The sequence below is a fragment of the Bacillus sp. FSL R5-0712 genome (assembly GCF_038593285.1).
GTDB lineage: Bacteria > Bacillota > Bacilli > Bacillales > Bacillaceae > Bacillus > Bacillus safensis.
Genome location: NZ_CP151981.1, coordinates 3,095,977 through 3,118,707, shown reverse-complemented (window position 1 = coordinate 3,118,707; position 22,731 = coordinate 3,095,977). Strand labels below are relative to the sequence as shown.

The following is a 22,731-nucleotide window of genomic DNA, read 5'->3' as shown; positions in this document are numbered from 1 at the left end:
GATGCGATTCGGATGGGTAATGCAGACATTTTAAAAGAAATTGTTCTTGTACATTATGAAGTCAGCCGTAAATTAAACCGCAAGTTACTTGAGTTAGAGAAAGACATCACGCCCCCGCAGATATATGCTCTTTCTATTTTGATACAAGGCAAAGTATCACATGCCGAAGAGCTGAAGCAAAGACTCTCTTTAAACCCTGGTGCAGCCTCTATTGCACTCAATAAATTATGTGAGCAGGGTTATATTCAAAGAGAACGGGACAAGGACGATTCATCACTTGTTCGTTTAGAAGTCACGGAAAAAGGGATGGCGATTTATGAAAAGCATACACGTCTTTTCGGAAAAGTGATTCAGCATATGATGTCAGACTTCACAAAGGATGATTTAAAAACCTTTCTGTCGTACTTGCAAAAAATGAGACAGACCTTTCATGATGATTGAGCCTCTTCCCTTGTATAATGCTGAGCGCTGTAGCGCAAATTAAACAGGCAACCGCATTTTATGAAAAGGGAGGAAACAGCGATGTCATTTTTCCAAAAGGATAAAAAGGCGAAAAGTGAGAAAAACCATCAGCAGGTAGATCAGCTGTTAGAAGAAGCAAGTAAAGAGCTAGCAGGCGATCCGCTTCAGGAAGCTGTACAAAAGAAGAAAAACAACCAACAATAAGCAGGTAAAGGGCAGAGAAATCGTTCTCTGCCTTTTTTCTATGTTTTTCCCTTTGACAGATGTGAGAATGTTTGATAACCTTCGTGTAGTAAAAATGAATAGAAATCCTCACGCTATGTCTCAGTGAGGTAGAGGTTGCGCGGATGATGAGTCACTCATAGGAGAGATGGAATCGTAGATCATGAGAAAAAAGGCATCAGCGCCGAAGTGTAAAGAGAGCTCCAACTTTCTTTATGCTGGGTCTGCATTGAATAAATGCAGGACTGCCACGTCTTTGAAGCGTGGAGGGCTATCCGGAGATCAAGGTGTATGTTTTGAAAAGCATGGACTTTTGTTCAGGCTTTTTTTTATGTTCTGAGTAACAAAAATAAGGGTATGCTGTGAATAAGTAATCCATGATGAACATAAAGAATGCAAGTCATTGCTTCACAAATATATCAATGAAGATACTGCCGGGTCTGGTCCAAAGTGAATAAAACGGAGGTACGGAAATGGAACAGACAAAAAAATGGGGTTTTTGGTTATTGACGGCTTTTGTCGTCGGAAATATGGTAGGTTCAGGCATCTTTATGCTGCCAAGTACGCTTGCCCAGCACGCCAGTCCTTTAGGTGTGACGATGGCATGGCTTGTCACAGGCGGCGGTGTGCTGATGATTGCGCTTGTATTTGGGCATTTGTCCATTCATAAGCCGCAGCTGACGGCTGGACCACAAAGTTATGCAAGGGCGCTTTTTAAAGATCCGAAAAAAGGGAAAGCGGCCGGTTTTACAATGGTTTGGGGATATTGGGTGGCAAGCTGGATTAGTAATGTCGCAATTATTACAAGCCTTGCTGGTTATTTAACGACTTTTTTCCCTATTCTCACCGTAAAGACTGAAGTTTTTACCTTTGGAAAAGAAGCGGTCACACTTGGCCAGCTCATGACGTTTATCGTATGTACCCTTCTTCTATGGGGAACACATACCATTTTAATCACTAGCTTAAGTGCTGCAAGTAAATTGAATTTTATTACGACCTTTTCGAAGGTGCTTGGATTCGTCCTTTTTATTGTGGCGGGATTATTTGCATTTCAAACGGCATTATTTGAACATTATTACTTCCCAGTTGAAACAGGCGGAGAAGGAGTGCTCGGACTTGGTGGCCAAATTCATCATGCGGCTATTTCCACACTATGGGCATTTATTGGAATTGAATCAGCTGTCATTTTATCAGGAAGAGCATCCTCACAGCGTGATGTGAAACGTGCGACGATTACAGGTCTTTTAATCGCACTTTCGATCTACATGATTATCACATTGATTACAATGGGCGTTCTGCCGCATGATCAATTGCAAGGCTCTGACAAACCATTCGTGGATGTGCTTCAGCTTATTATTGGGCCAGCTGGCGGAATTGTCATGGCATTGCTGGCGATTATTTGTTTGTTTGGTTCGATGCTTGGCTGGATTTTACTTGGTTCAGAAGTACCGTATCAAGCAGCAAAGGCTGGTGATTTTCCAGCAGTATTTGCAAAAACAAACAAAAAAGGAAGCCCTGCTTTCGCTTTGACTGTTACAAATATTATGTCACAACTGTTTATCTTCTCTGTGATGTCACGTACGATTAATGAAGCTTTTACCTTTTTGACCACATCAGCGACACTTGCGTATCTTATTCCGTATATTGTGTCTTCCATCTACAGCTTTAAGGTCATCATGCAAGGTGACACATATGAGCTTCAAAAAGGAAATCGAACAAGAGACGGTATCATTGCACTTGTTGCGATGGGATATTCAGCTTGGGTCATTATTTCAGGAACAGCCGACTTGAAAACTTTTGGTCTTGGAATCGGTCTATTCTTAGTGGGTATTTTGCTTTATCCACTTATGTCAAAAGGATTTGCCAAAGAAACGGTATAGGATTAGGATAAGGAAGACGTTTCTCCATTTCTGGAGAAACGTTTTTTTATGATGCAGATGTCAATCGGTCCACAATGAACTCTAGCTGACCTTCTAGTGACACTGGGTCATTAAAGAAGTAACCGACGGGATCTATTTCAAATACACGTTTATTTTTGACGGCAGGAAGTGATGTCCAAATGCTGCTTTGATACACTTGGTCATCATTACTTTTTGAGCCGCTCCATGGACCTGTGAAAATATAGTCGCCTGCGAATTCTGGCAGCTTCTCAAGAGAAATGTTTGCATAGCCGACACCGCTGTCGATCGCTTCTTTTTTGACGGCCTTCGGTGCTTTTAATTTCAGCTCGTCATAAATGATTTCGCCCCCGCGGCCAAAGGTGTTTCCAAAAATATAAATACCTTTATCAAATGGCGATACGATCGAAACCGTTTTGCTGCCGACCGCTTTTGTTACCCTTGGTTTCACCTCAGCAATTTTGGTATCCCATTTCGTGATCCATTCTGTTGCTTTTTTTGGTGTACCTGTCATTTTACCGAATTCTTTTAGCTGGTCTTTGAAGGAATATAGGTTGTATTTAACCGCTACAGTTGGGGCGATTTTTTTGTATTGATCAAACTTCTCGTCTTCTCCCCATGCAATAATCATATCTGGCTTCAAAGCGGCTATCTTTTCGACTGATGGGGTCCTTCCGAGATTTTCCACTCCATCTGTTTTCCCTTTATAAAAAGGGTTTTTAAAGATGGGTGATGTTGTAGCAACCGGCGTCTTGCCGAGCGTGACGAGGTCCCCGTAATAGCTTTCTGCAAGAAGCACTATTCGTTTCGGATTTTTCGGTAGCTTCACTTCACCTTTTGCATCCTGATAGGTGATCATGTCATTCTTTTTCGCTGCAGATTGTTTATTTGAAGTGCTGCCGCAAGCGGCTGTAAAGATCATAAGGATGGATAAAGAAATCAAAAGAAATCCAGTTCGTTTTTTCACAAAAGTTCTCTCCTATTCACTTTCCTTTGATAATGATTCTCATTTTCAATTTTATCGTAACATGGTAGGAACAAAAATGCATCGGCTAATTTAGAACCAAAAGAAAAATGATGAAATTCTCACAGTTTTTTGCCGAAAATAAAGAAATTTATCAGAACAGTGATTTCAAAAAGAAAAGAAAGTGATATACTAGACTTCGAGATTGATAATCATTATCACTAATACAGAATAGATATGAACGGAAAGGAAGAGACTGGTTTTGGGCTCACAATCGAATAAACAGCTGCCAGCCAGCGATGATACGATCGATATTGTCACGAAGCCTTTTGGAACAGCAGCTGTTATCATCATAGGAATGATCGCTTTAGCATTTGGTCTTTTTTTATCAGTATCATTAGGAGCGGCAAACATTCATCTACAGACTGTATGGGAAGCCGTTTTTCATTTTGATCCACATCAAACTTCACATCAAATTATTCGGGAATTGAGGCTGCCGCGTACAGTTGGAGCTGCCCTCGTCGGTGCCTTTTTAGCCGTATCAGGTGCCATTATGCAAGGAATGACAAGAAACGCGCTTGCGTCACCTGAGATTATGGGTGTGACAAATGGCTCCGCATTTGCGATTGCCATTGCATTAGCATTTTTCCCTGGCCAATCTTCTTTTACATTAATTCTTTGGTCATTTGTTGGAGCCGCACTCGGTGCCTCTATTGTATTTGGTGTCGGTACTATGTCAAAAGGGGGGCTGACTCCTGTAAAGCTCGCACTAGCTGGTACAGCGGTTGGAGCACTTTTGAGCTCCATCTCCTCAGCCATTGCCATCCGTTTTGACGTCGCTCAAGATATGAGCTTTTGGTATGCTGGCGGAGTGGCAGGTGTGAATTGGAGTAACATTCATATCATCATTCCAGTTGCCATTGCAGGACTAATCATTGCAATGATCCTTGCCCGTTCGATCACGGTTTTGAGCTTAGGTGAAGAACTGGCGAAAGGACTTGGACAATATACAAAAACGGTCAAGGTGCTTGGTATATTGGTTGTTATTCTTTTAACGGGTGCTGCCGTGTCGGTAGCAGGCTCTATTGGTTTTATTGGGCTTGTGATCCCTCATGTCACTCGATTCTTGGTTGGAGTGGACTACCGCTGGATTATCCCATGCTCTGCTATTTTAGGAGCCACTTTGTTAATTTATGCAGACATTGCTGCAAGGCTGGTCAACGCTCCGTTTGAAACGCCAGTCGGTGCCATTACTGCGATTATAGGCGTTCCTTTCTTCTTATACTTAGCTAGACGTGAAAGGAGCGGGATTTAAATGGAAATGGTGCAGCAAGCAAAGAAAAAGAAATATCAACGAACGATGCTCATGATCTTTTTCGCGATCGTAGCTGTGTTTCTCATTAGTTTAAATACCGGAGAAATTCGAATCTCTCCGCTGGATACATTGAAAACACTTTTTGGATTCGGAAGTGAAATGGATGAACTCGTATTATTCGAGTTCAGGCTTCCAAGAATGGTCATCGCTTTACTTGTCGGCGCTTCTATCGCTGTATCAGGAGCGATTTGGCAAGGTGTTTCTCAAAATGGTTTAGCTGACCCGGGTATTCTCGGTGTCAATGCCGGTGCTGGTTTTGCCGTTGTGCTATTTATCTTTGCATTTCAAGGCACGATGACAAATTTAGGTGATTTTACGATTTTTGTACTGCCGCTTTTCGCGTTCGTAGGTGCAGGCTTTGCTGCATTTCTCATCTATGTGTTAGCGTGGAAAAAAGGCATCACACCTGTTCGATTGATTTTAACTGGTATTGGTGTGAATGCTGCGTTTTCAGCAGCAATTGTGGTCATCCAGTTGAAAATGAGCCCAAATGATTTTAACCAAGCCATCGTGTGGTTATCTGGAAGCATTTATGGCTCGAGCTGGACGTACGTCTTATCTGTTCTGCCATGGATGCTGATTTTCCTTATATTAGCGCTTGTCAGATCACGCTACTTAAACATTATGAATTTAGGTGATCAGCTGTCCTATGGATTGGGCATTTCTGTTCATAAAGAAAGAAGCCTTCTCATGCTGATTGCCGTTGCATTAGCAGGTGCGAGTGTTGCTGTTGCAGGAAGTATCTCTTTCCTAGGATTAGCCGCACCGCACTTAGCTAGAAAGCTTGTTGGGCCAAAGCATCAAGGAATGATACCGGCCTCCGCGCTGATTGGCGCGCTGTTATTATTACTGGCAGATACAATTGGCCGCGTCATCCTTGCACCATCAGAAGTGCCAGTTGGCCTTGTCGTTTCTGCTTTAGGCGCACCTTACTTCATTTACTTATTGATGAAATCGAACTAATGAGGAAGGAGAGACAACATATGAAATCACTCGAAACAGAAAAGCTTTGTATCGGTTATCAAGACCGTTTGATTGTAGAAGATTTGAATGTCAGTATCCCAAAAGGCAAGGTGACAACACTGATTGGACCGAATGGCTGCGGGAAATCAACCATTTTAAAAACGATGTCTCGTATAATGAAATCCAATCGAGGAGCTGTTTACTTAAATGGCAAGGCTATCCACGAGACGCCGACAAAAGAAATTTCAAAACAAATGGCGATCTTACCGCAAACGCCCGAAGCACCAAGTGGATTGACAGTGTATGAGCTCGTGTCATATGGACGTTTCCCGCATCAAAATGGGTTTGGCCGCTTATCAAATGAAGATAAACGAATCATTAGGTGGGCACTTGAGGAAACGGGAATGATTGCTTTTCATGATCGGCCAATTGAAGCACTTTCCGGTGGACAGCGTCAGCGTGTATGGATTGCGATGGCACTTGCCCAAGAAACAGAGCTGCTCCTATTAGATGAACCTACGACGTATTTGGATCTTGCACATCAGCTCGAGATTCTTCAGCTGTTAGAACGCTTAAATAGGGAGCAGGGCCGAACTGTGTTGATGGTCATCCATGATTTGAATCATGCGGCGCGTTTTTCACATTACATGATTGCCCTCAATCAAGGGAAAGTCATAAAAGATGGTACGCCTCATGAGGTCATGACCAAAGATGTACTCAGTCGGGTATTCCATATTGATGCAGAAATTGTGCTTGATCCTAGAACGAATAAGCCGATCTGTTTAACATATGACTTAATGAATCATGAACGAAAGCTAGAAGCTGTGAATGGATAATAGATGTATAGGAACCCGGTGCAGCTGCCGGGTTTTTTTGTATGTTTAAAACTTCCTAGTCCTGCCATTTTCTCCAGTTGATATTTTTTCGCTTTTATGCAGAAAAGAGGTACTTTTTTACTTTAGACAATGGTAATATACGGTTAGAGATCATGCTAGAAAGGAAAGAGATGCGTGGAAACAGCAAAAATATTGATTGCAGATGACGAAGAAGCAATTGTGAAAATGGTTGAACGCGTATTAAAAAAAGAAGGATTCAAGCATATTTATAAAGCCTACCATGCAGATGAAGCATTAGATATTGTCAAAAACGAGGACATCCACCTCTTACTTCTAGATGTAATGATGCCCGGTAAGTCTGGCTTTGACGTTCTGCCTGAAATCAGAAAGTTAACGAAAGTGCCTATTTTCTATTTAACTGCAAGAACGTCTGATGTCGATAAACTGACGGGCTTTGCACAGGGGGCAGATGATTACATCACGAAGCCATTTAACCCGCTTGAGCTAGTGGCTAGAATTAAGGCTCACCTAAACCGAACATATATCTCCTTACAGGAGGAGCAAGAAGACACTCAAAGCCAATATCATTATGCCCATTTCTCCTATCATCCTCATGCAGCCGAATTGAAAGTAAGAGGAGAGGTGACGGCATGCTCTGCTCAGCTTCTTTCTTTGCTGAAGTACTTTTGTGACCATCCGAATGTGGTACTCTCAAAAGATCAAATCTATGAGAAAGTATGGGGCGTCCCATCATATGGTGATAACAACACTGTCATGGTTCATATTCGAAAGCTGAGAGAAAAGATTGAATTAGATCCGAGTCAGCCAGAATATATTGTGACGATCCGTGGTATGGGATATAAATTTATACCGCACCCTGCAAAGGTCCTTCAATAATTTATGAATTTACGAGCAAAACTTTTCTTTCACTTTGTCGGACAAATGTTTATTGTGATTGCCATTCTGACGATCGGCAATACGTTCTCTGAGAACTTATATTTAAATAAATACTATGAGAACATGACCGAAACTGGTTTAACAAAAGCTGATGGAGATACACTCATGAGCTGGCTTTATTTTAACGAGGATGGAAAAATGGAAGCCGACGATCAGCTCAAGCAAGCAGTAAAAAAAAGAGACGGCTGGCTGCAAGTGATTGATTCAAAGAAGAATACCGTTTATAGCTATCACCGCCCTAAATCAATTCCAACGTCTTATCAAAAGGATGAAATGATCAAGATCTTTGAAAAAAGACAATTTAAAGATTACAAGATGTACTTCTGGCCAATTGAGATTGATCAAGAAAGTTTTACTGTGTTATATGGGTTCAAAACGAACAGCACAAAGGTAGCCAATTATCTGAAACAGCACGAGAAAAATTTGGCTGCATTATCTCAATATTCGGTTGAAACGAAAGAATTCTTGAAGAGAATGAATGGATCGGTTCATTTGTTCAATGACGAAGGAAAATATTTAAAAGGCATTCGAGCCAACACCGATTTGAAACATAACGTAACAGATGTTGAACTGCTCAAGTATCAATCGAAGCCTTGGGAGTTTAGAAGTGATCTGTCTTATATGAAAGTGAATAAAAACCTGTATATTATTGTTTCGGTACCAAATAAAGTATACAGCCCGGACGAGCTTTACGATAAAGAGAGAGACGCTTTAAATCAATATACAACCATCTTAATTGCAGGTCTTGCACTCACTATTATTATTGTCATGACATTATGGTATTCGTATCGTTATGGGCTGCCAATTTATCACATTATTCGCTGGCTGATTTTCTTATCAAAAAATAAATTGCAGGAACCAACAAATAGAAAGGGAATTCCAGTCAGTAAAAATAAAAAAGGCCGTATTAAGCGGGAATACCGATTATTTGAGGATATCCTAAAAACAATGGAGCAGCTCACACTTACATTAAAAGAGAATGAAGAAAACCGTAGAAAAATTCAAACCACAAGGGAAGAATGGATTGCAGGATTGTCTCATGATTTGAAAACGCCTCTAAGTACGATTTACGGCTATGGACTCATGCTTGAATCCGATCAATATCAATGGTCCAAAGAAGAAGTCATGGAAATGGGACAGGTGATTCGTGAGAAATCAGAATACATGTCGACACTGATTGAGGATTTAAACCTCACGTACCGATTGAAGAATGGTGCCCTGCCTATTAATCGGAAACCGGTTGAACTCAGTGAATTTTTAACTTCCATTATGGACGAGTTTTCAAGAAGCTCTTCATCTGAAGATTATCCATCCTCCTTTGAAGATCAAACAGATGGTGTCATATTTGAGATCGATAAAGCATGGTTCAGACGAGTGATTGAGAACCTGCTGGCGAATGCAGTGAAGCATAACGAAAAAGGCACACATATTACAGCTGTTTTATCTGAAACAAATGAAGAAGTTCGAATCGAAATGAAAGACAATGGCCGCGGAATGGCACAGGAAACGGTGGATCACCTATTTAACCGCTATTACAGAGGGACAAATACAAACGATCCAACGAACGGAACTGGTCTCGGGCTTGCGATAGCAAAAGAGCTCGTCTTGCTGCATGACGGTGACATTCAAGTTGAAAGTGAACTAGGCATTGGAACAACTATTGCGATTATCCTAAAAAAATCATCACCTGTAAAATAGCCAAAAAACGATTTTCTTTTCTAAAGGAGATCGTTTTTTCCTGTTTTAGGATTGAAATCAATTTTGTAAACGATTACAATAAAATTGTTAACGTGAACAAATCGATTTTATCTATAAGAGAGATGGGGGAGTTTGATGAAAGCCTTTTTAGATGAGCATTTTTTACTCAACAGTCAAACGGCGGAAAAGCTATACCATGAGTTTGCAAAGGACCTTCCAATTATAGATTACCATTGTCATTTAAGCCCCAAAGAAATCTATGAGAATAAAACCTTCCATAATATCACCGAAGCATGGCTTTACGGAGATCATTACAAATGGCGTGCCATGAGAGCAAATGGCATACCCGAATCGCACGTCACAGGGGATGCCTCAGACTATGAGAAATTTCTGGCGTGGGCGAAGACCGTTCCCATGACCATTGGAAACCCGCTCTATCACTGGACTCATTTAGAGCTGAGACGATATTTTGGAGTTGAAGAACTTTTAAACGAAAAAACCGCACACATCATCTGGCAAAAAGTAAATGAAAAGCTGCAAGGAGAGGGTTTTGGTGCAAGAGACTTTATTGTGAAATCGAACGTTGAAACAGTCGTGACAACAGATGATCCAATCGATTCGCTTTGCTATCATCAAAAACTGCGGGAAGAAGGATTCACTGTGCAAGTACTGCCCGGATTTCGGCCTGACAAGGCACTAGATATAACGAATCACCTATTTACAGTGTATGTTCACGAACTGGCAGAGGCTTCATCTACTTCAATACAATCCTATCAAGATTTTTTGACAGCTCTCCTCGCAAGAATTGATTTTTTCCATGAACAAGGCTGCTTGATCTCAGATCATGCTATTAACGAAATGACGTTTGAAGAAACGACGGAAGAAGAAGTGGAAGCCATCTTTCATAAAAGAATGTCTGGGCATTCATTGACAGAAAAAGAGAAGATCAAATTTAAAACACAAACATTCATTCAGCTAGGTCAGGCTTACTATGAGCGGGGCTGGGCAATGCAGCTGCATATCAATGCGCTTAGGAACAACAATACGAAAATGTTTGAGCGGCTTGGACCAGATACAGGGTATGATGCGATGAATGATGAAGACATTGCCAAGCCGCTTTGCAGAATATTAGACCGTTTAGAACAAGAACAGGCACTGCCAAAAACCATTCTCTATTCCTTAAATCCTCGGGACAATGTTGTGATTTCAACATTGGCTGGAAGCTTTCAAGACGGGACGACACCTGGGAAGATCCAGCACGGCACAGCTTGGTGGTTTAATGATACGAAACAAGGGATGACAGAGCAGATGATGGCTCTATCCAGTATTGGACTGATCAGCCGTTTCATTGGGATGCTGACAGATTCACGAAGCTTTTTGTCGTATACAAGGCATGAATATTTTCGAAGACTGCTATGCGATATCATCGGAGATTGGGTAGAAAAAGGAGAAGCCCCTTATGATCTTGAACTGTTAGGGGGAATCGTGAAAGGAATCAGCTATGAAAATGCCAGGCAGTATTTTCAATTTGACCGGGCAAAGCAGCTCCAGCATCCAAACTGAATGACATGAAGAAAATGAAAGCGGTTTTATGATAAGATGGTAAAAAATCATAAAAGGCGGAATAGCATGACAGTCACAATTAAAGACATAGCAAAATTGGCAAACGTCTCTCATACCACGGTATCAAGGGCTTTGAATAACAGTCCTTTTATTAAAGAGAAGACAAAACAAAAGATTTTGTCGATTGCAAAACAGCTGAATTATTCACCGAATGTCCATGCGAGAGGCCTAGTATCACAAAAATCATTCACAATTGGTCTGTTTTTTACGAGTTTAACTGAAGGCACATCTTCAAGCTTCTTTGTGGATGCGTTAAAAGGTGTCAATAGCGTCATGACAGAGTATTATAATCTCTTTGTAAGAGGAATTGACGACTTTCACGATTACACAACCATTCATAAACAGCGCTACGATGGCATTTTGCTCATGAGTCAAAGCGAACAAGATGAAGCATTTATCCATCATGTGAAGAAACAGGGCATTCCCATCATTGTGCTGAATCGCCGTGTAGAAAGTCATGAGGTCATGAATATATTAGCAGATGATAGTCAAGGAGCTTACCAGGCTGCACACCATTTCATTCAGCAAGGTCATGAACAAATCGCCATCATTGAAGGGAAAGAAGGCTTTAAATCAACTCAAGAAAGAAAAGCTGGTTTCCTGCAAGCGCTAATTGATCACCAAATACCTATGAAGAAAGAATATATGATGAAAGGCGATTATCATATGAAAAGCGGCTATGAATCAATGGAATCGCTGCTGGCCCTTGATGAACCGCCAACAGCGCTCTTTTGCTCAAACGATGACATGGCGATTGGTGCAATGAATGCATTATTTGCAAAAGGCAAAACGTGTCCAGGTGATATTTCTATTATTGGTTTTGATGATATTGCTTTTTCGTCCTATACTACACCTGCATTGACAACGGTGAAAAAACCGATTGAAAAAATGTGTGCACTTGGAGCAGAAGCTATCCTTTCAGTAATAAACGGTGAAGAGCAAGAAGAGGATCATATGGAAAAAGTGTATGTCCACACAGAGCTGATGATCAGAGATTCAGTCAAAAAGGTGCCGTAATCAGCACCTTCTTAGAAAAATGTTCACGTGTGCATATTTCTTGGAGAGGGGAATCCATTTGAAACGATTATCAAAAGCCATATACCCGGCGGCTGAGTATCCGGAAACGATTTTGCAGATTGGCGAAGGAAATTTTATGCGAGGATTTATCAATTGGCACATCCAAAAGCTGAACGACTGCACAGATTTTAAAGGAAGAGCGGTTGTTGTTCCTCCACGAAAAGGATCGGTAGCAGCCTTAAATGAACAAGATGGCTTGTACACATTATGTATTCAGGGATATCATGACCAGCAAGAAATGAATGAACGTATGATCATCCAATCGATTAGCAGAGGAATTAGTACGTATACGGATTACGAGGAGTTTTTACACGTAGCGGAAAACCCGAATCTTCGCTTTGTCTTCTCAAACACGACAGAGGCAGGACTTGTGTTTAGAAAAGAAGATCGTTTGGAGGATCGGCCGCAAGCCAGTTTTCCAGGAAAGCTGACATCGTTCTTGTATCACCGGTTTAAAGCATTTGCTGGAGATGAGCAGAAAGGACTGATCATTCTGCCTTGTGAATTGGTTGAACAAAATGGTGATCGATTGAAGGAATACGTGATCAGTATGGCAGCTGAGTGGGAACTGCCACCTGCGTTTATTACATGGATTAAGAAAGCCAACACGTTTTGTAATACACTTGTGGACCGGATTGTCCCTGGATTCTCTAAGGAAGCGGCTGAAATTGTACAAAAGGAGGAAGGGTATATCGACGAATTGCTTGTCACGGCAGAATATTATCATCTTTTTGTCATTGAAGCGCCTGCCTTTGTACAAAAGGAGCTCCCCTTTCAAGAAGCAGGATTAAATGTACTTTTTGTAGAGGATATTGCGCCTTATCGTATGAGCAAGGTACGAATTTTAAATGGTGCACATACAGCGATGGTGCCGATTGCCTATTCATGCGGTTTAGAAACTGTAAAAGAATCTGTGGATGATGAGCATGTTGGTCCGTTCGTCCGGCGTATGCTGGAGGAGGAAGTACTTCCAGGGCTTGAACTCCCTGAAGATGAGCTTCTTCTTTATACACAATCCGTTTGGGATCGTTTTTGCAATCCATTTGTAAAGCATCAATTGCTGGATATTGCACTAAATGGGGTATCCAAATTCCGAACCCGTAATCTTCCGTCATTGCTTGATTATGTTGAACGAAAGAAACAGCTGCCAATGAAACTTGTGTTTTCACTTAGCAGTCTCATTTATTTCTACAGAGCACATGCAGGAAGGGTCAAGGATGATGAAACTGTGCTAACGCTCATGAAGGAAGCATGGGAAGAGGAAAACCATTCTAATGAAGGAGTTGCAGCGAAAATTCTTTCATGCGAGTCATTATGGGGCAGAGATTTAACAGATATAAATGGATTGAGTCAAGCTGTAGCTGATCAGCTTAGCCTCATACAGACGCATGGGATGAGAGCAGCTGTTCATCGAATGATGCTTCATCAATATGAAAGTCAGGGGGAGAAAGCATGAAAGACTTTATTGTCATCCACCCTTCAGATAATGTCGGTATTGCTTTAAAAGGACTTGAGCAAGGGGAGGAGCTGCAGCATCAAGGACATACGATTATCTTAAAAGAGACCGTCGCCAAAGGTCATAAGTTTGCATTGGCTGAAATCAAGCAAAGAGAGAATATTATCAAATATGGCTATCCCATTGGTCATGCAGTGACTGCCATTTCTGCTGGAGAATGGGTGCATACGCATAATATCAAAACCAATCTATCTGGCAAGCTAGAATACGAATACCAGCCTTCATTATCAGAAAACCCCTATGAAAAAACGAATCTTACATTTAAAGGATATAAACGAAAAAATGGAGGAAGCGGAATCCGCAATGAGCTTTGGATTGTTCCTACCGTTGGATGCGTAAATGGTATCGCCGATCAAATGATCCAAATATTCACCGCTGAAATGGGTGGAAACATCCATCCTTTTGAAACAGCCCTCGTATTAAAGCACAATTATGGATGCTCACAGCTTGGGGACGATCATGAAAATACCAAAATCATTTTACAAAATGCGGTGAAGCACCCTAACGCTGGAGGAGTACTCGTTCTTGGACTTGGCTGTGAAAACAATGACATTGAGGATTTTCAGTCCACTTTAGGTGAATATGACCGTACGAGAGTGAAATTTTTAAGAAGCCAAGAAGTAGGAGATGAGATAGAAACGGGAGTCGCTTTACTCAAGGAAATTTATGATGCGGCGAAACAAGATCATCGTGAAGACATTCCGTTATCTGAGCTGAAAATTGGCTTGAAGTGCGGAGGATCAGATGGATTCTCTGGTATTACCGCAAATCCGCTTTTAGGCAGACTGTCCGATTTTATTGTTGCTCAAGGCGGCACGACAGTGTTAACAGAAGTGCCAGAAATGTTTGGTGCTGAAACGATTTTAATGGAGAGAGCGGAATCAGAAAAGACTTTCGACAATATTGTGCAAATGATCAATGACTTTAAACAATACTTCATGGATCATCGACAGCCGGTATATGAAAATCCTTCCCCGGGAAATAAAGCAGGTGGAATTTCGACATTAGAGGATAAATCTCTTGGCTGTACACAAAAAGCAGGTACTTCTGAAATTAAAGATGTATTGAAATATGGAGAGCTGCTGAAACAAAAGGGATTGAACCTATTAAGTGCACCTGGTAATGATTTGGTTGCTTCATCTGCACTTGCTGCTTCCGGTTGTCAAATGGTCCTGTTTACAACAGGCCGGGGTACACCATTTGGTACGTTTGTGCCAACAATGAAGATCTCAACAAACACAGCCTTATATGAAACAAAAAAGCACTGGATTGACTTTAATGCTGGAGAACTGCTTGAAGATGTACCAGAAGATATTGTATTAGAAAAATTCATTTCAACTGTCATTGATGTGGCGAGCGGGAAGCTGTTAAATCATGAAAAAAACAATTTTAGAGAGCTGGCTATTTTCAAAACAGGTGTCACACTTTAAGTCGACTGGGGGATGAGTACGTGTCTAAAAAACGGGATTTGATGTATATCACAGCAGGAACGGTACTAACTGGAGTTGGAATTGCTCGTTTAGCAAAGCAAGGGAAGAAAGATAAAAAAGTAAACGGAATTGATCAAGTGCTAAAGCAGATAAAAGCACCGCAGTTCCCAGATCGTGAATTGAATGTGGTGCATTATGGAGCAGATGCGGAAGGGCAAGAGCTTTCAACAAATGCTATTCAGTCTGCCATTGATGATGCGCACCGGTTGAAAGGGGGGCGGGTGCTGATCCCAGCAGGGAGATTTATGACAGGTGCTTTAGAATTGAAAAGCAATGTAGAACTTCATCTTCATGAGAAAGCCTATGTGACATTCAGCCAAGACCCAAAGGATTACTTGCCTCTTGTACTGACAAGATATGAAGGGGTTGAACTTTATAATTATTCACCTCTCATTTATGCACACCATGCAGAAAATATCGCTATTACGGGAGCCGGAACGCTTGATGGCAGAGGGGATGAGCATCATTGGTGGCCTTGGAAGTATGGGACAAATGGCCAGCCCTCTCAGGATCGGGATCGCCAGCTTTTGTTTGAAATGGCGGAAAAGAGAATACCGGTAGAAGAAAGGGTATTTGGAGAAGGTCATTATTTAAGGTCAAGCTTTATTCAGCCATACCAATGTCAGCATGTGCTAATCGAAGGAGTGACAGTGAAGGATTCACCGATGTGGCAAATTCATCCTGTGTTAAGTGATAACGTCATCGTCCGCGGCGTTAAAATCATTGGGCATGGACCAAACACAGATGGTGTCAATCCGGAGTCTTGCCGGAATGTACTCATTGAAGATTGTTATTTTGATAACGGAGATGATTGTATTGCCATCAAATCGGGCAGAAACGAGGATGGACGGAGAATAGGGATTCCATCTGAAAACATTGTCATTCGTAGAAATGAGATGCGGGATGGACACGGCGGTGTGACGATCGGGAGCGAGATTTCTGGTGGGGTAAAGTATGTTTATGCAGAAGATAATGTAATGGACAGTCCGAACCTTGACCGGGCACTGCGTATTAAAACCAACTCTGTCAGAGGCGGTACCATTGAACATATTTATTTTAAAAACAATACAGTGAAAAGTCTAAAGCATGAAGTGGTCTGTATCGACATGATGTATGAGGAAGGAGATGCTGGTCCGCACCGTCCTGTAGTACGTCATATTGAAGTAGAAGGACTCAAAAGCAGCGGCGGACGATATGGTGTGAAAATAGCCGCATACGCACATTCTCCTGTGACACATTTTAAAATGAAAGATTGTGTCATAGATGATGTGGCGTATCCCTTATCTTTAGAGCATGCCGTTTCTCCTGCTTTTCAGAAAGTCGTCATCAATGGAGAACAAATCAATTCATTGAAGAGTGAAAAACAGTCTTTTTAGAGGCTGTTTTTTTGTTTTAGGGACAGAAAAGACGCTTTTAGAAATCACATATACAACCTATCTGCACTGTAGTATAATATTCCCGAAATTAGAAAAGAATTGACGAAAGAGATTTCGTTAAGTAGTACATAAACAGGGGGTTCACTCATGAAAAAGTTAACAGCTATTTGGATATCGTTATTGCTTGTGATGGGTGTTTTAGCAGGATGTGCAGGCGCTGAGACAGATCACAAAGCAAAAGGGTCACAAAATAAAGAAACGGCCACTGCGGCTTTTCCAGTATCAATAAAAGATGCAGCTGGCAAAACAGTTGAAATTAAAGAACAGCCTAAACGAATTGTTTCGTTAATTCCAAGTAATACGGAAGTTGCTTATGCACTCGGTCTTGGAGATAAAATGGTTGGACGATCAGACTTTGACAATTATCCAAAGGAAGTCGAAAAGGTAGAGAAGATTGGCGGACTTGAATTCAATGTCGAGAAGGTCATTTCCTTAAAGCCAGATCTTGTCTTAGCACATGCATCTCAGATGGGATCAAAAGATGGATTTAAACAGCTTGAAGATGCGGGGATCCAAGTGTTGACTGTAAATGATGCAACGTCCTTTAAGGATGTGTACAAATCAATCAATATGATCGGTGAAGCAGCTGGCGTGAAAGAAGCATCAACAAAGCTTGTAGACGAAATGAAAACAAAGCTGAATGACATCAAGAAACAAGCAGAGGGGATTTCGAAAGATAAGCAAAAAACAGTCTTTGTCGAAGTGTCAGGTGCACCTGAAATCTATACAACTGGTAAAAATACATTTATGGATGAAATGCTTTCTGTTATTCATGCCAAAAATGCTGCTGGCGATCAAACTGGCTGGGTGCAAATGACGGAAGAATCGATCATCAAGCGAAATCCTGATGTCATCGTGACAATTGATGGTTCCAGCTTAGCTGACTTGAAAAAAAGAGACGGCTGGAATGCAATGAAAGCAGTGAAAGAAAAACAAGTCTTTCAATTGAATACGGATCTCGCATCAAGACCGGGACCGCGATTGGTTGAAGGAGTCGAGGCTCTTGCGAAAAACGTCTATCCTGATACGTTCAAATAAATTGACCATCGCATATACACTAAGTGTTTTACTTCTTGTGATGAGCATTGGAATGGGAATCTCCTTTGGAAGCTTAGGGATTCCCATTCCTTCTATTCTTCGTATATTTGTTCATGAACTATTCGGCGTGCAGTTTGGAACCATTGATTCTATCGATCGCAATATTATGATGAACATTCGGCTGCCAAGGGTCATATTAGCGGCATTAGTCGGAGCAGCACTTGCGTTATCTGGTGCAGCTTTTCAAGGTTTATTAAAAAATCCTCTTGCTGACCCTTATACGCTGGGGGTATCTCAAGGGGCATCAGTTGGAGCCGTAGCGACCCTGTTTTTCAGCTTGCAGCTCCCGCTTTTTGGTAGTTTCACACTGCCATTATTCAGTATGACAACAGCGCTTGTGACCCTCTGTCTCGTTCTCTTTTTTGCGCGTCTTGTTCATCGGGGGATGAGCATTTCTTCTTTAATTTTGACAGGAGTAATTTTCAGCTCTTTTTTGGGTGCGCTCATTTCATTGATGATTGCTTTAACAGGTGATGATCTAAAAGAGATCATTCATTGGCTGCTTGGCAGTGTGTCCATGAGGGGCTGGCGTTATATTGTGCTTTTTCTTCCTTTCTTTCTTATTGGAACCTTTGCGTTAATGTTGATGGGGCGGGATTTGAATGTAATGACGTATGGCGAGGAGAAGGCAAAGTTATTAGGTGTACATGTGAAAAGGAGCAAATATATTGTGCTGCTGGCGGGCTCGATCCTGACTGGAAGTGCAGTTGCGGTATCAGGGACGATCGGTTTTGTAGGACTTGTGATTCCGCATTTTATCCGCCTCTTAACTATCACGGACCATCGGCATCTGCTGCCTTTGTCTATGTTGAACGGTGCTTCCTTTCTTGTGTTAGCAGATGTGTTATCCCGTACCATCATCGAGCCGACTGAATTACCGATTGGCATCATTACTGCGTTAATTGGTGCACCTGTATTTGGCATCATCCTCATTCGTAAATATAGAGGGGGGACGCACATATGATTCAAGTGAAAGAAATCAGAGGTGGATATGGAGAGAAAGAGGTCATTCGTGGCATTAATCTTGAAGTAAAGCAAGGAGAATTTCTCGGTATACTCGGTCCAAACGGAAGCGGTAAGACGACCCTTCTTAAAATGATGGCAGGGATTTTAGCACCTATGAGCGGTGAAGTACGTCTCGGCGGTCACCTTATTCAATCCTATCAGCCAAAGGCGCTTGCGCAAAAGATGGCAGTTCTGCCGCAGAAAACGGACCAAGCTTTTTCATTTACGGTGGAAGAAACCGTCCAATTTGGTCGTTATCCATATCAAAAAGGGTGGCTGCAATCTGTCACGCAAGAAGATGTGCAGGTCGTCAGCAAAGTCATGGAACAAACGGGTGTTGCACAGTTTAAGAATCAATCCATCCATGAGTTAAGCGGAGGAGAACAGCAGCGAGTGTATTTAGCACAGGCATTGGCGCAGCAGCCTGAATATTTATTGCTGGATGAACCAACGAGTTTCCTTGATTTAGCCTATCAAAAAGATTTGCTTGATTTAATTAAAGAAGAAACTGCTTCCTCTAGGTTAACGGTCATTGGCGTATTCCATGATGTGAACATCGCCAGTTTATATTGTGATCGGCTGCTGCTGCTTCATGAAGGAAAGACTGACATGTTAGGAATGCCGCATCACGTCTTGACCACTGAACGAATCAACCGTGTGTATGAAACAAATGTGACACCGCTCCAGCATCCATTTAGGGCAAACCCTCAGCTGATGGTTGAGCCTGCAGCCCCTTCTAAAGCATCAATTGTAAACATAGCGGATGGTTGGAGGACATATGGTTCAGAAGGAATGACGTTTTCCATTAATCAGCCTCTTCGCATCCTTTCCTCACATAAGAAAAACGGCGGGTTCTTTTGGAAAAGGTCTATTGGAACGGGGACGAAGACGCTTCATGAGCAGCTAGAGTCAGATGAAGATATGCTGTTTTTTGAGCAAGCAAACAGATTAGCACAATTTGCCGCAGAAGACGCTGAAGACGCTGAAGACGATATGATCCTTTACGGCATGCTTCAGCAGGAAGCGTTGACCATTTGGCTTATCCTAAAACGATCTTTAGCAGATGGCGCAGCTGTTCAGCTCATGGGGCAGCTTATGCACATCATGAAGCAAGAAACAAGTTATCCGATCCATCATCTGTGCATCGCTGCACCAAATACGCAAGAAACGGAAGATGCTGACCATTTACACGAAAGATTAGGACAAAAGGTACAAAGGCTTCTTCAAACGTTGAATATCATTCAAAAGTGAATGTACAATTATATTTAGGTTAGTTGAGTAAAACAGTTGAAATAAAAGGACTACACATATCTAAAATGTGTAGTCCTGACAATAGTTCTTAATCTTTGCTTTAAATAAGAAAAAAAGCTGCCACAATGACAGCCAGTTCTAATTTTATATCTAAGACGGTCGAATTCTAATTAGATGAAATGCCCTTTCCGCCTTGTGTTATTAAAGTATTGATTCTTTCCATACCAGTAATAATTGGTTTCGCACGACTTATTAATGTTTGGGTAGCTTCAAGACCTAGAGACGCTTGATGGGCATCTTCATTTGCCCACACTTCATAAACATAAACAGAACTTGGTTCATTCTCGGAAATATTCACAAGATATATTTCACATTCATCCAAATTCTTCATTGATTCTGCTGCTTCTAACAGAATATCAACCATTTTTTCTTTTTCGCCTCCTTTTACCAAAAACTTGTTAAATAAACTGAATTTACCCATACCATCCTCCTTCATTTTGTCTTAATCATATTTTAGGCATTAAAAACTATATCTTCAATCGCTATTTTATAATGAAATAAAAAGGGTGGTAAGTTGAATGTCATTCAAAAGTGAACCAAAATGGTTCACTTTTTTTGTTGAAAACATCAACAGCTATATAAGAAAAGGGCGGATTATAGTGAAAAATCAAAAAAAGTGTTGCTAATTTAATCGAAATTCTTTTATAATAAATAACATGAAAGCGCTTAATTTATAATGTGTTTAAAAATGCAACATGCAAGAAAGGGAGGATCATTTGAACATTCAAGGAATTATACCAGCTATTTTGACACCGCTTACTGAGAAAGAACATTTTCATCCCGAAGTGGCAACGCAATTAGTGAATCGTTTGATCGACTCAGGTGTACACGGCATCTTTGCTTTAGGCACAAATGGAGAGTTTCATCTGTTTTCAGAGGAAGAAAAGCTTCAAATTGCTGAAACTGTCGTGAATGCTGTTGGCAGACGAGTACCGGTATTCATTGGAGCAGGTGAAAATAGTACGGAGGCAACCATCAGGCTGTCAAATAAACTGGCAGATCTAGGGGTAGATGTTCTGTCTATCATTACACCTTATTTTGTTGCACCAACCCAAGAAGAGCTGTATGAGCACTTTCGCCACATATCTGAGAATGTGAATATTCCGATTCTGCTTTATAACATTCCATCTAGAACAGGAGTGTCGCTAGCACCAGAGACGGTTGCGCGGCTCAGTGCACTGCCGAATGTGCTAGGTATTAAAGACAGCAGTGGAAACATTGAAAATATCAAGGCATATTTGGATGTCACAAAAGATGAAGATTTTGTTGTCCTTGCAGGTACGGACTCACTCATTTTAGATACCTTGAAACTCGGCGGAGCAGGGGCGGTCGCAGCAACTGCAAATGTACTGCCTGAAACTGTCGTTGGACTCTATGAATCTTTTCAAAAAGGGAAGCTTGACGAAAGTGAGCACTTCCAGAAGCAGCTGCAGCCATTAAGAGCAACATTCGGTTTAGGGACATTACCAGCACCTTTGAAAAAGGCAGCAGAGCTTTATGGAATTCCGGTTGGCCCGCCCAGAAGCCCTGTAAAAGAGCTGTCAGGTGAGGCATTGGAAGCTGTGGCACAAATGGTTGAAGACTATCGCAAACAAGGAAAAGCGGCAAAGGAGTAGTGAAGAGATGACGATCACGCATTATCACTTTCAGACGGCATCACACATTGTATCTGGCGCAGGTTCTTTAGACCTTCTTGGGGAGAAATTAGATAGTTTAGGGCTTAGCGGACTCACATCCATTTTTATATTAACGCAGCCATCTATCGTATCACTTGGTTATGCAGATCACATCAAAAGAGAACTTGCGAAAAAGGGGATAGCAAGTGAGATAAGTACAGAAATCAAACCTGAACCAACAGAAGAAAATATCGAGGGCGTATTCCACACCTTTTTAAAAGGAGAGCATGACGCCATTATTGGCATTGGTGGCGGGAGTGTCCTTGATGCTGCAAAAATTCTAGCTGTTCTTAAGACAAACAATCAGCCGATTTCTGCTCTCGTTGGCACAAACCTTGTGGAAAAAAGGGGAGTGCCGACGATTCTAATTCCGACAACCTCTGGTACGGGATCTGAGGTGACACCAAATGCAATTGTGACTTTTCCAGAAAAGGAACTGAAAATTGGAATGGTTAGTCAGCATCTTTTGCCAGACCTTGTCATCTTAGATCCTGCACTTACTCTCAACTTGCCGAAATCTATTACCGCAGCTACAGGTATGGATGCTTTTACGCATGCGCTTGAATCTTATATTTCAAATAAAGCCAATCCATTCAGTGACATGTTTGCCTTGGAATCGATGCGGCTGATTTCAGGTAGTATTCAGGAAGCGTATCATCACGGGGATCATATGAAGGCAAGAGAAAATATGCTTATTGGTGCTATGTATGGGGGAATGGCGCTTACAAGTGCCGGAACTGCGGCTGTTCACGCCATGGCTTATCCATTAGGGGGGAAATACAAGATTTCTCATGGTGTTGCTAATTCCATGCTGCTTCCGCATGTCACTGCTTTTAATGCAGATCATATCATTGATCGGCTTGAACATGTGGCAAGAGTAATAGGACTAGCGGGAGCTCACACAAAGCAGGATCTTGCAGAGCGTGTGATTCATCAAATTGAAGAATGGACAGCGGATTTACACATTCCACAGCAGCTCAAAGCTTTTGGCGTGTCGAAGGAGGATGTACCGGCACTTGCTCAAGCAGCTTCAGAGGTGAAGAGATTAATGGACAACAATCCAAAGCCAATGTCTGTTTCCGAAATTGAACAGGTATACATGAAACTGCTTGACGCTTAATGCT

General features: G+C 41.6%; 20 protein-coding genes and 1 riboswitch. Of the genes, 18 read left to right on the top strand and 2 right to left on the bottom strand.

Annotated elements, in window-relative coordinates:
- The first annotated feature begins 12 nt into the window (after positions 1 to 12).
- The 3 genes from NSU11_RS16170 to NSU11_RS16160 all read left to right on the top strand — a co-directional run bounded on the left by NSU11_RS16170 (position 13) and on the right by NSU11_RS16160 (position 2,564).
- Positions 13 to 441, top strand: a complete 429-nt coding sequence (locus NSU11_RS16170) for a MarR family transcriptional regulator (protein ID WP_024423455.1) — start codon at positions 13 to 15, stop codon at positions 439 to 441.
- Between the two features lie 81 nt (positions 442 to 522).
- A complete protein-coding gene (sspJ, locus tag NSU11_RS16165) occupies positions 523 to 666 on the top strand; it encodes a small acid-soluble spore protein SspJ (protein WP_024423454.1) in 144 nt (47 codons plus the stop codon).
- A gap of 121 nt (positions 667 to 787) precedes the next feature.
- Positions 788 to 966, top strand: a riboswitch (Lysine riboswitch).
- Between the two features lie 191 nt (positions 967 to 1,157).
- Positions 1,158 to 2,564: an amino acid permease gene (locus NSU11_RS16160; RefSeq protein WP_041107769.1), complete on the top strand. Its 1,407-nt coding sequence runs from the start codon at positions 1,158 to 1,160 to the stop codon at positions 2,562 to 2,564.
- A 46-nt stretch (positions 2,565 to 2,610) separates the two neighbouring features.
- Here the strand turns inward: NSU11_RS16160 and NSU11_RS16155 are convergent, their stop codons facing one another.
- The gene (locus NSU11_RS16155; protein WP_197172943.1) at positions 2,611 to 3,549 is read right to left on the bottom strand and encodes an iron-hydroxamate ABC transporter substrate-binding protein; all 939 of its coding nucleotides are present in this window, start codon (positions 3,547 to 3,549) and stop codon (positions 2,611 to 2,613) included.
- 259 nt (positions 3,550 to 3,808) lie between these two features.
- Between NSU11_RS16155 and NSU11_RS16150 the strand changes: the two genes are divergently transcribed.
- From NSU11_RS16150 to NSU11_RS16090, 13 genes are all read left to right on the top strand, one after another.
- Positions 3,809 to 4,861 (top strand): iron ABC transporter permease, encoded by a 1,053-nt coding sequence (locus tag NSU11_RS16150; RefSeq protein WP_024423451.1) that lies wholly within the window; start codon positions 3,809 to 3,811, stop codon positions 4,859 to 4,861.
- On the top strand, positions 4,862 to 5,884 hold the full coding sequence (locus NSU11_RS16145) for an iron ABC transporter permease (RefSeq protein ID WP_171464684.1): 1,023 nt from the start codon (positions 4,862 to 4,864) through the stop codon (positions 5,882 to 5,884).
- 20 nt (positions 5,885 to 5,904) lie between these two features.
- Positions 5,905 to 6,720: an ABC transporter ATP-binding protein gene (locus NSU11_RS16140; protein WP_024423449.1), complete on the top strand. Its 816-nt coding sequence runs from the start codon at positions 5,905 to 5,907 to the stop codon at positions 6,718 to 6,720.
- Positions 6,721 to 6,894: 174 nt separating this feature from the next.
- Positions 6,895 to 7,617, top strand: coding sequence for a response regulator transcription factor (locus tag NSU11_RS16135; protein ID WP_024423448.1), 723 nt, complete (start codon positions 6,895 to 6,897; stop codon positions 7,615 to 7,617).
- 3 nt (positions 7,618 to 7,620) lie between these two features.
- Entirely contained in the window at positions 7,621 to 9,375 is a 1,755-nt protein-coding gene (locus NSU11_RS16130; protein WP_197172942.1) for a HAMP domain-containing sensor histidine kinase, read from the top strand.
- A 135-nt stretch (positions 9,376 to 9,510) separates the two neighbouring features.
- Entirely contained in the window at positions 9,511 to 10,938 is a 1,428-nt protein-coding gene (gene uxaC, locus NSU11_RS16125) for a glucuronate isomerase (RefSeq protein WP_149126292.1), read from the top strand.
- Between the two features lie 66 nt (positions 10,939 to 11,004).
- On the top strand, positions 11,005 to 12,015 hold the full coding sequence (locus tag NSU11_RS16120; protein ID WP_197172941.1) for a LacI family DNA-binding transcriptional regulator: 1,011 nt from the start codon (positions 11,005 to 11,007) through the stop codon (positions 12,013 to 12,015).
- A 58-nt stretch (positions 12,016 to 12,073) separates the two neighbouring features.
- On the top strand, positions 12,074 to 13,531 hold the full coding sequence (locus tag NSU11_RS16115) for a tagaturonate reductase (RefSeq protein WP_197172940.1): 1,458 nt from the start codon (positions 12,074 to 12,076) through the stop codon (positions 13,529 to 13,531).
- Positions 13,528 to 15,021, top strand: coding sequence for an altronate dehydratase family protein (locus tag NSU11_RS16110; RefSeq protein ID WP_197172939.1), 1,494 nt, complete (start codon positions 13,528 to 13,530; stop codon positions 15,019 to 15,021). Before NSU11_RS16115 ends, NSU11_RS16110 begins: the two co-directional genes overlap by 4 nt.
- Before the next feature lie 20 nt (positions 15,022 to 15,041).
- On the top strand, positions 15,042 to 16,457 hold the full coding sequence (locus tag NSU11_RS16105; protein WP_135031178.1) for a glycoside hydrolase family 28 protein: 1,416 nt from the start codon (positions 15,042 to 15,044) through the stop codon (positions 16,455 to 16,457).
- A gap of 147 nt (positions 16,458 to 16,604) precedes the next feature.
- Positions 16,605 to 17,555 (top strand): ABC transporter substrate-binding protein, encoded by a 951-nt coding sequence (locus NSU11_RS16100; protein WP_197172938.1) that lies wholly within the window; start codon positions 16,605 to 16,607, stop codon positions 17,553 to 17,555.
- Positions 17,521 to 18,579 carry an iron ABC transporter permease gene (locus NSU11_RS16095; RefSeq protein ID WP_024423440.1) on the top strand — a complete coding sequence of 353 codons (1,059 nt, stop codon included), beginning with the start codon at positions 17,521 to 17,523 and terminating at the stop codon, positions 18,577 to 18,579. Before NSU11_RS16100 ends, NSU11_RS16095 begins: the two co-directional genes overlap by 35 nt.
- Entirely contained in the window at positions 18,576 to 19,871 is a 1,296-nt protein-coding gene (locus NSU11_RS16090; protein ID WP_197172937.1) for a heme ABC transporter ATP-binding protein, read from the top strand. The genes NSU11_RS16095 and NSU11_RS16090 overlap by 4 nt, the downstream gene beginning before the upstream one ends.
- Before the next feature lie 166 nt (positions 19,872 to 20,037).
- On the opposite strand, the gene NSU11_RS16085 is transcribed toward NSU11_RS16090, so the two are convergent.
- Positions 20,038 to 20,352, bottom strand: a complete 315-nt coding sequence (locus NSU11_RS16085; protein WP_197172936.1) for a putative quinol monooxygenase — start codon at positions 20,350 to 20,352, stop codon at positions 20,038 to 20,040.
- Between the two features lie 295 nt (positions 20,353 to 20,647).
- On the opposite strand from NSU11_RS16085, the gene dapA reads away from it, so the two are divergent.
- Together dapA and NSU11_RS16075 are read left to right on the top strand one after the other, a co-directional pair.
- Complete coding sequence (gene dapA / locus NSU11_RS16080) at positions 20,648 to 21,547, top strand: 4-hydroxy-tetrahydrodipicolinate synthase (protein ID WP_034623861.1); 900 nt, start codon at positions 20,648 to 20,650, stop codon at positions 21,545 to 21,547.
- A gap of 7 nt (positions 21,548 to 21,554) precedes the next feature.
- Entirely contained in the window at positions 21,555 to 22,727 is a 1,173-nt protein-coding gene (locus tag NSU11_RS16075) for an iron-containing alcohol dehydrogenase (RefSeq protein ID WP_197172935.1), read from the top strand.
- Positions 22,728 to 22,731: the final 4 nt, after the last annotated feature.

Excerpts from the sequence above, each read along its gene's own strand:
- NSU11_RS16170 (WP_024423455.1), top strand. The coding sequence starts at position 13 with ATGGGTAATGCAGACATTTTAAAAGAAATTGTTCTTGTACATTATGAA.
- sspJ (WP_024423454.1), top strand. The coding sequence starts at position 523 with ATGTCATTTTTCCAAAAGGATAAAAAGGCGAAAAGTGAGAAAAACCAT.
- NSU11_RS16160 (WP_041107769.1), top strand. The coding sequence starts at position 1,158 with ATGGAACAGACAAAAAAATGGGGTTTTTGGTTATTGACGGCTTTTGTC.
- NSU11_RS16145 (WP_171464684.1), top strand. The coding sequence starts at position 4,862 with ATGGAAATGGTGCAGCAAGCAAAGAAAAAGAAATATCAACGAACGATG.
- NSU11_RS16140 (WP_024423449.1), top strand. The coding sequence starts at position 5,905 with ATGAAATCACTCGAAACAGAAAAGCTTTGTATCGGTTATCAAGACCGT.
- NSU11_RS16130 (WP_197172942.1), top strand. The coding sequence starts at position 7,621 with ATGAATTTACGAGCAAAACTTTTCTTTCACTTTGTCGGACAAATGTTT.
- uxaC (WP_149126292.1), top strand. The coding sequence starts at position 9,511 with ATGAAAGCCTTTTTAGATGAGCATTTTTTACTCAACAGTCAAACGGCG.
- NSU11_RS16120 (WP_197172941.1), top strand. The coding sequence starts at position 11,005 with ATGACAGTCACAATTAAAGACATAGCAAAATTGGCAAACGTCTCTCAT.
- NSU11_RS16110 (WP_197172939.1), top strand. The coding sequence starts at position 13,528 with ATGAAAGACTTTATTGTCATCCACCCTTCAGATAATGTCGGTATTGCT.
- NSU11_RS16100 (WP_197172938.1), top strand. The coding sequence starts at position 16,605 with ATGAAAAAGTTAACAGCTATTTGGATATCGTTATTGCTTGTGATGGGT.
- NSU11_RS16090 (WP_197172937.1), top strand. The coding sequence starts at position 18,576 with ATGATTCAAGTGAAAGAAATCAGAGGTGGATATGGAGAGAAAGAGGTC.
- NSU11_RS16085 (WP_197172936.1), bottom strand. The coding sequence starts at position 20,352 with ATGGGTAAATTCAGTTTATTTAACAAGTTTTTGGTAAAAGGAGGCGAA.
- NSU11_RS16075 (WP_197172935.1), top strand. The coding sequence starts at position 21,555 with ATGACGATCACGCATTATCACTTTCAGACGGCATCACACATTGTATCT.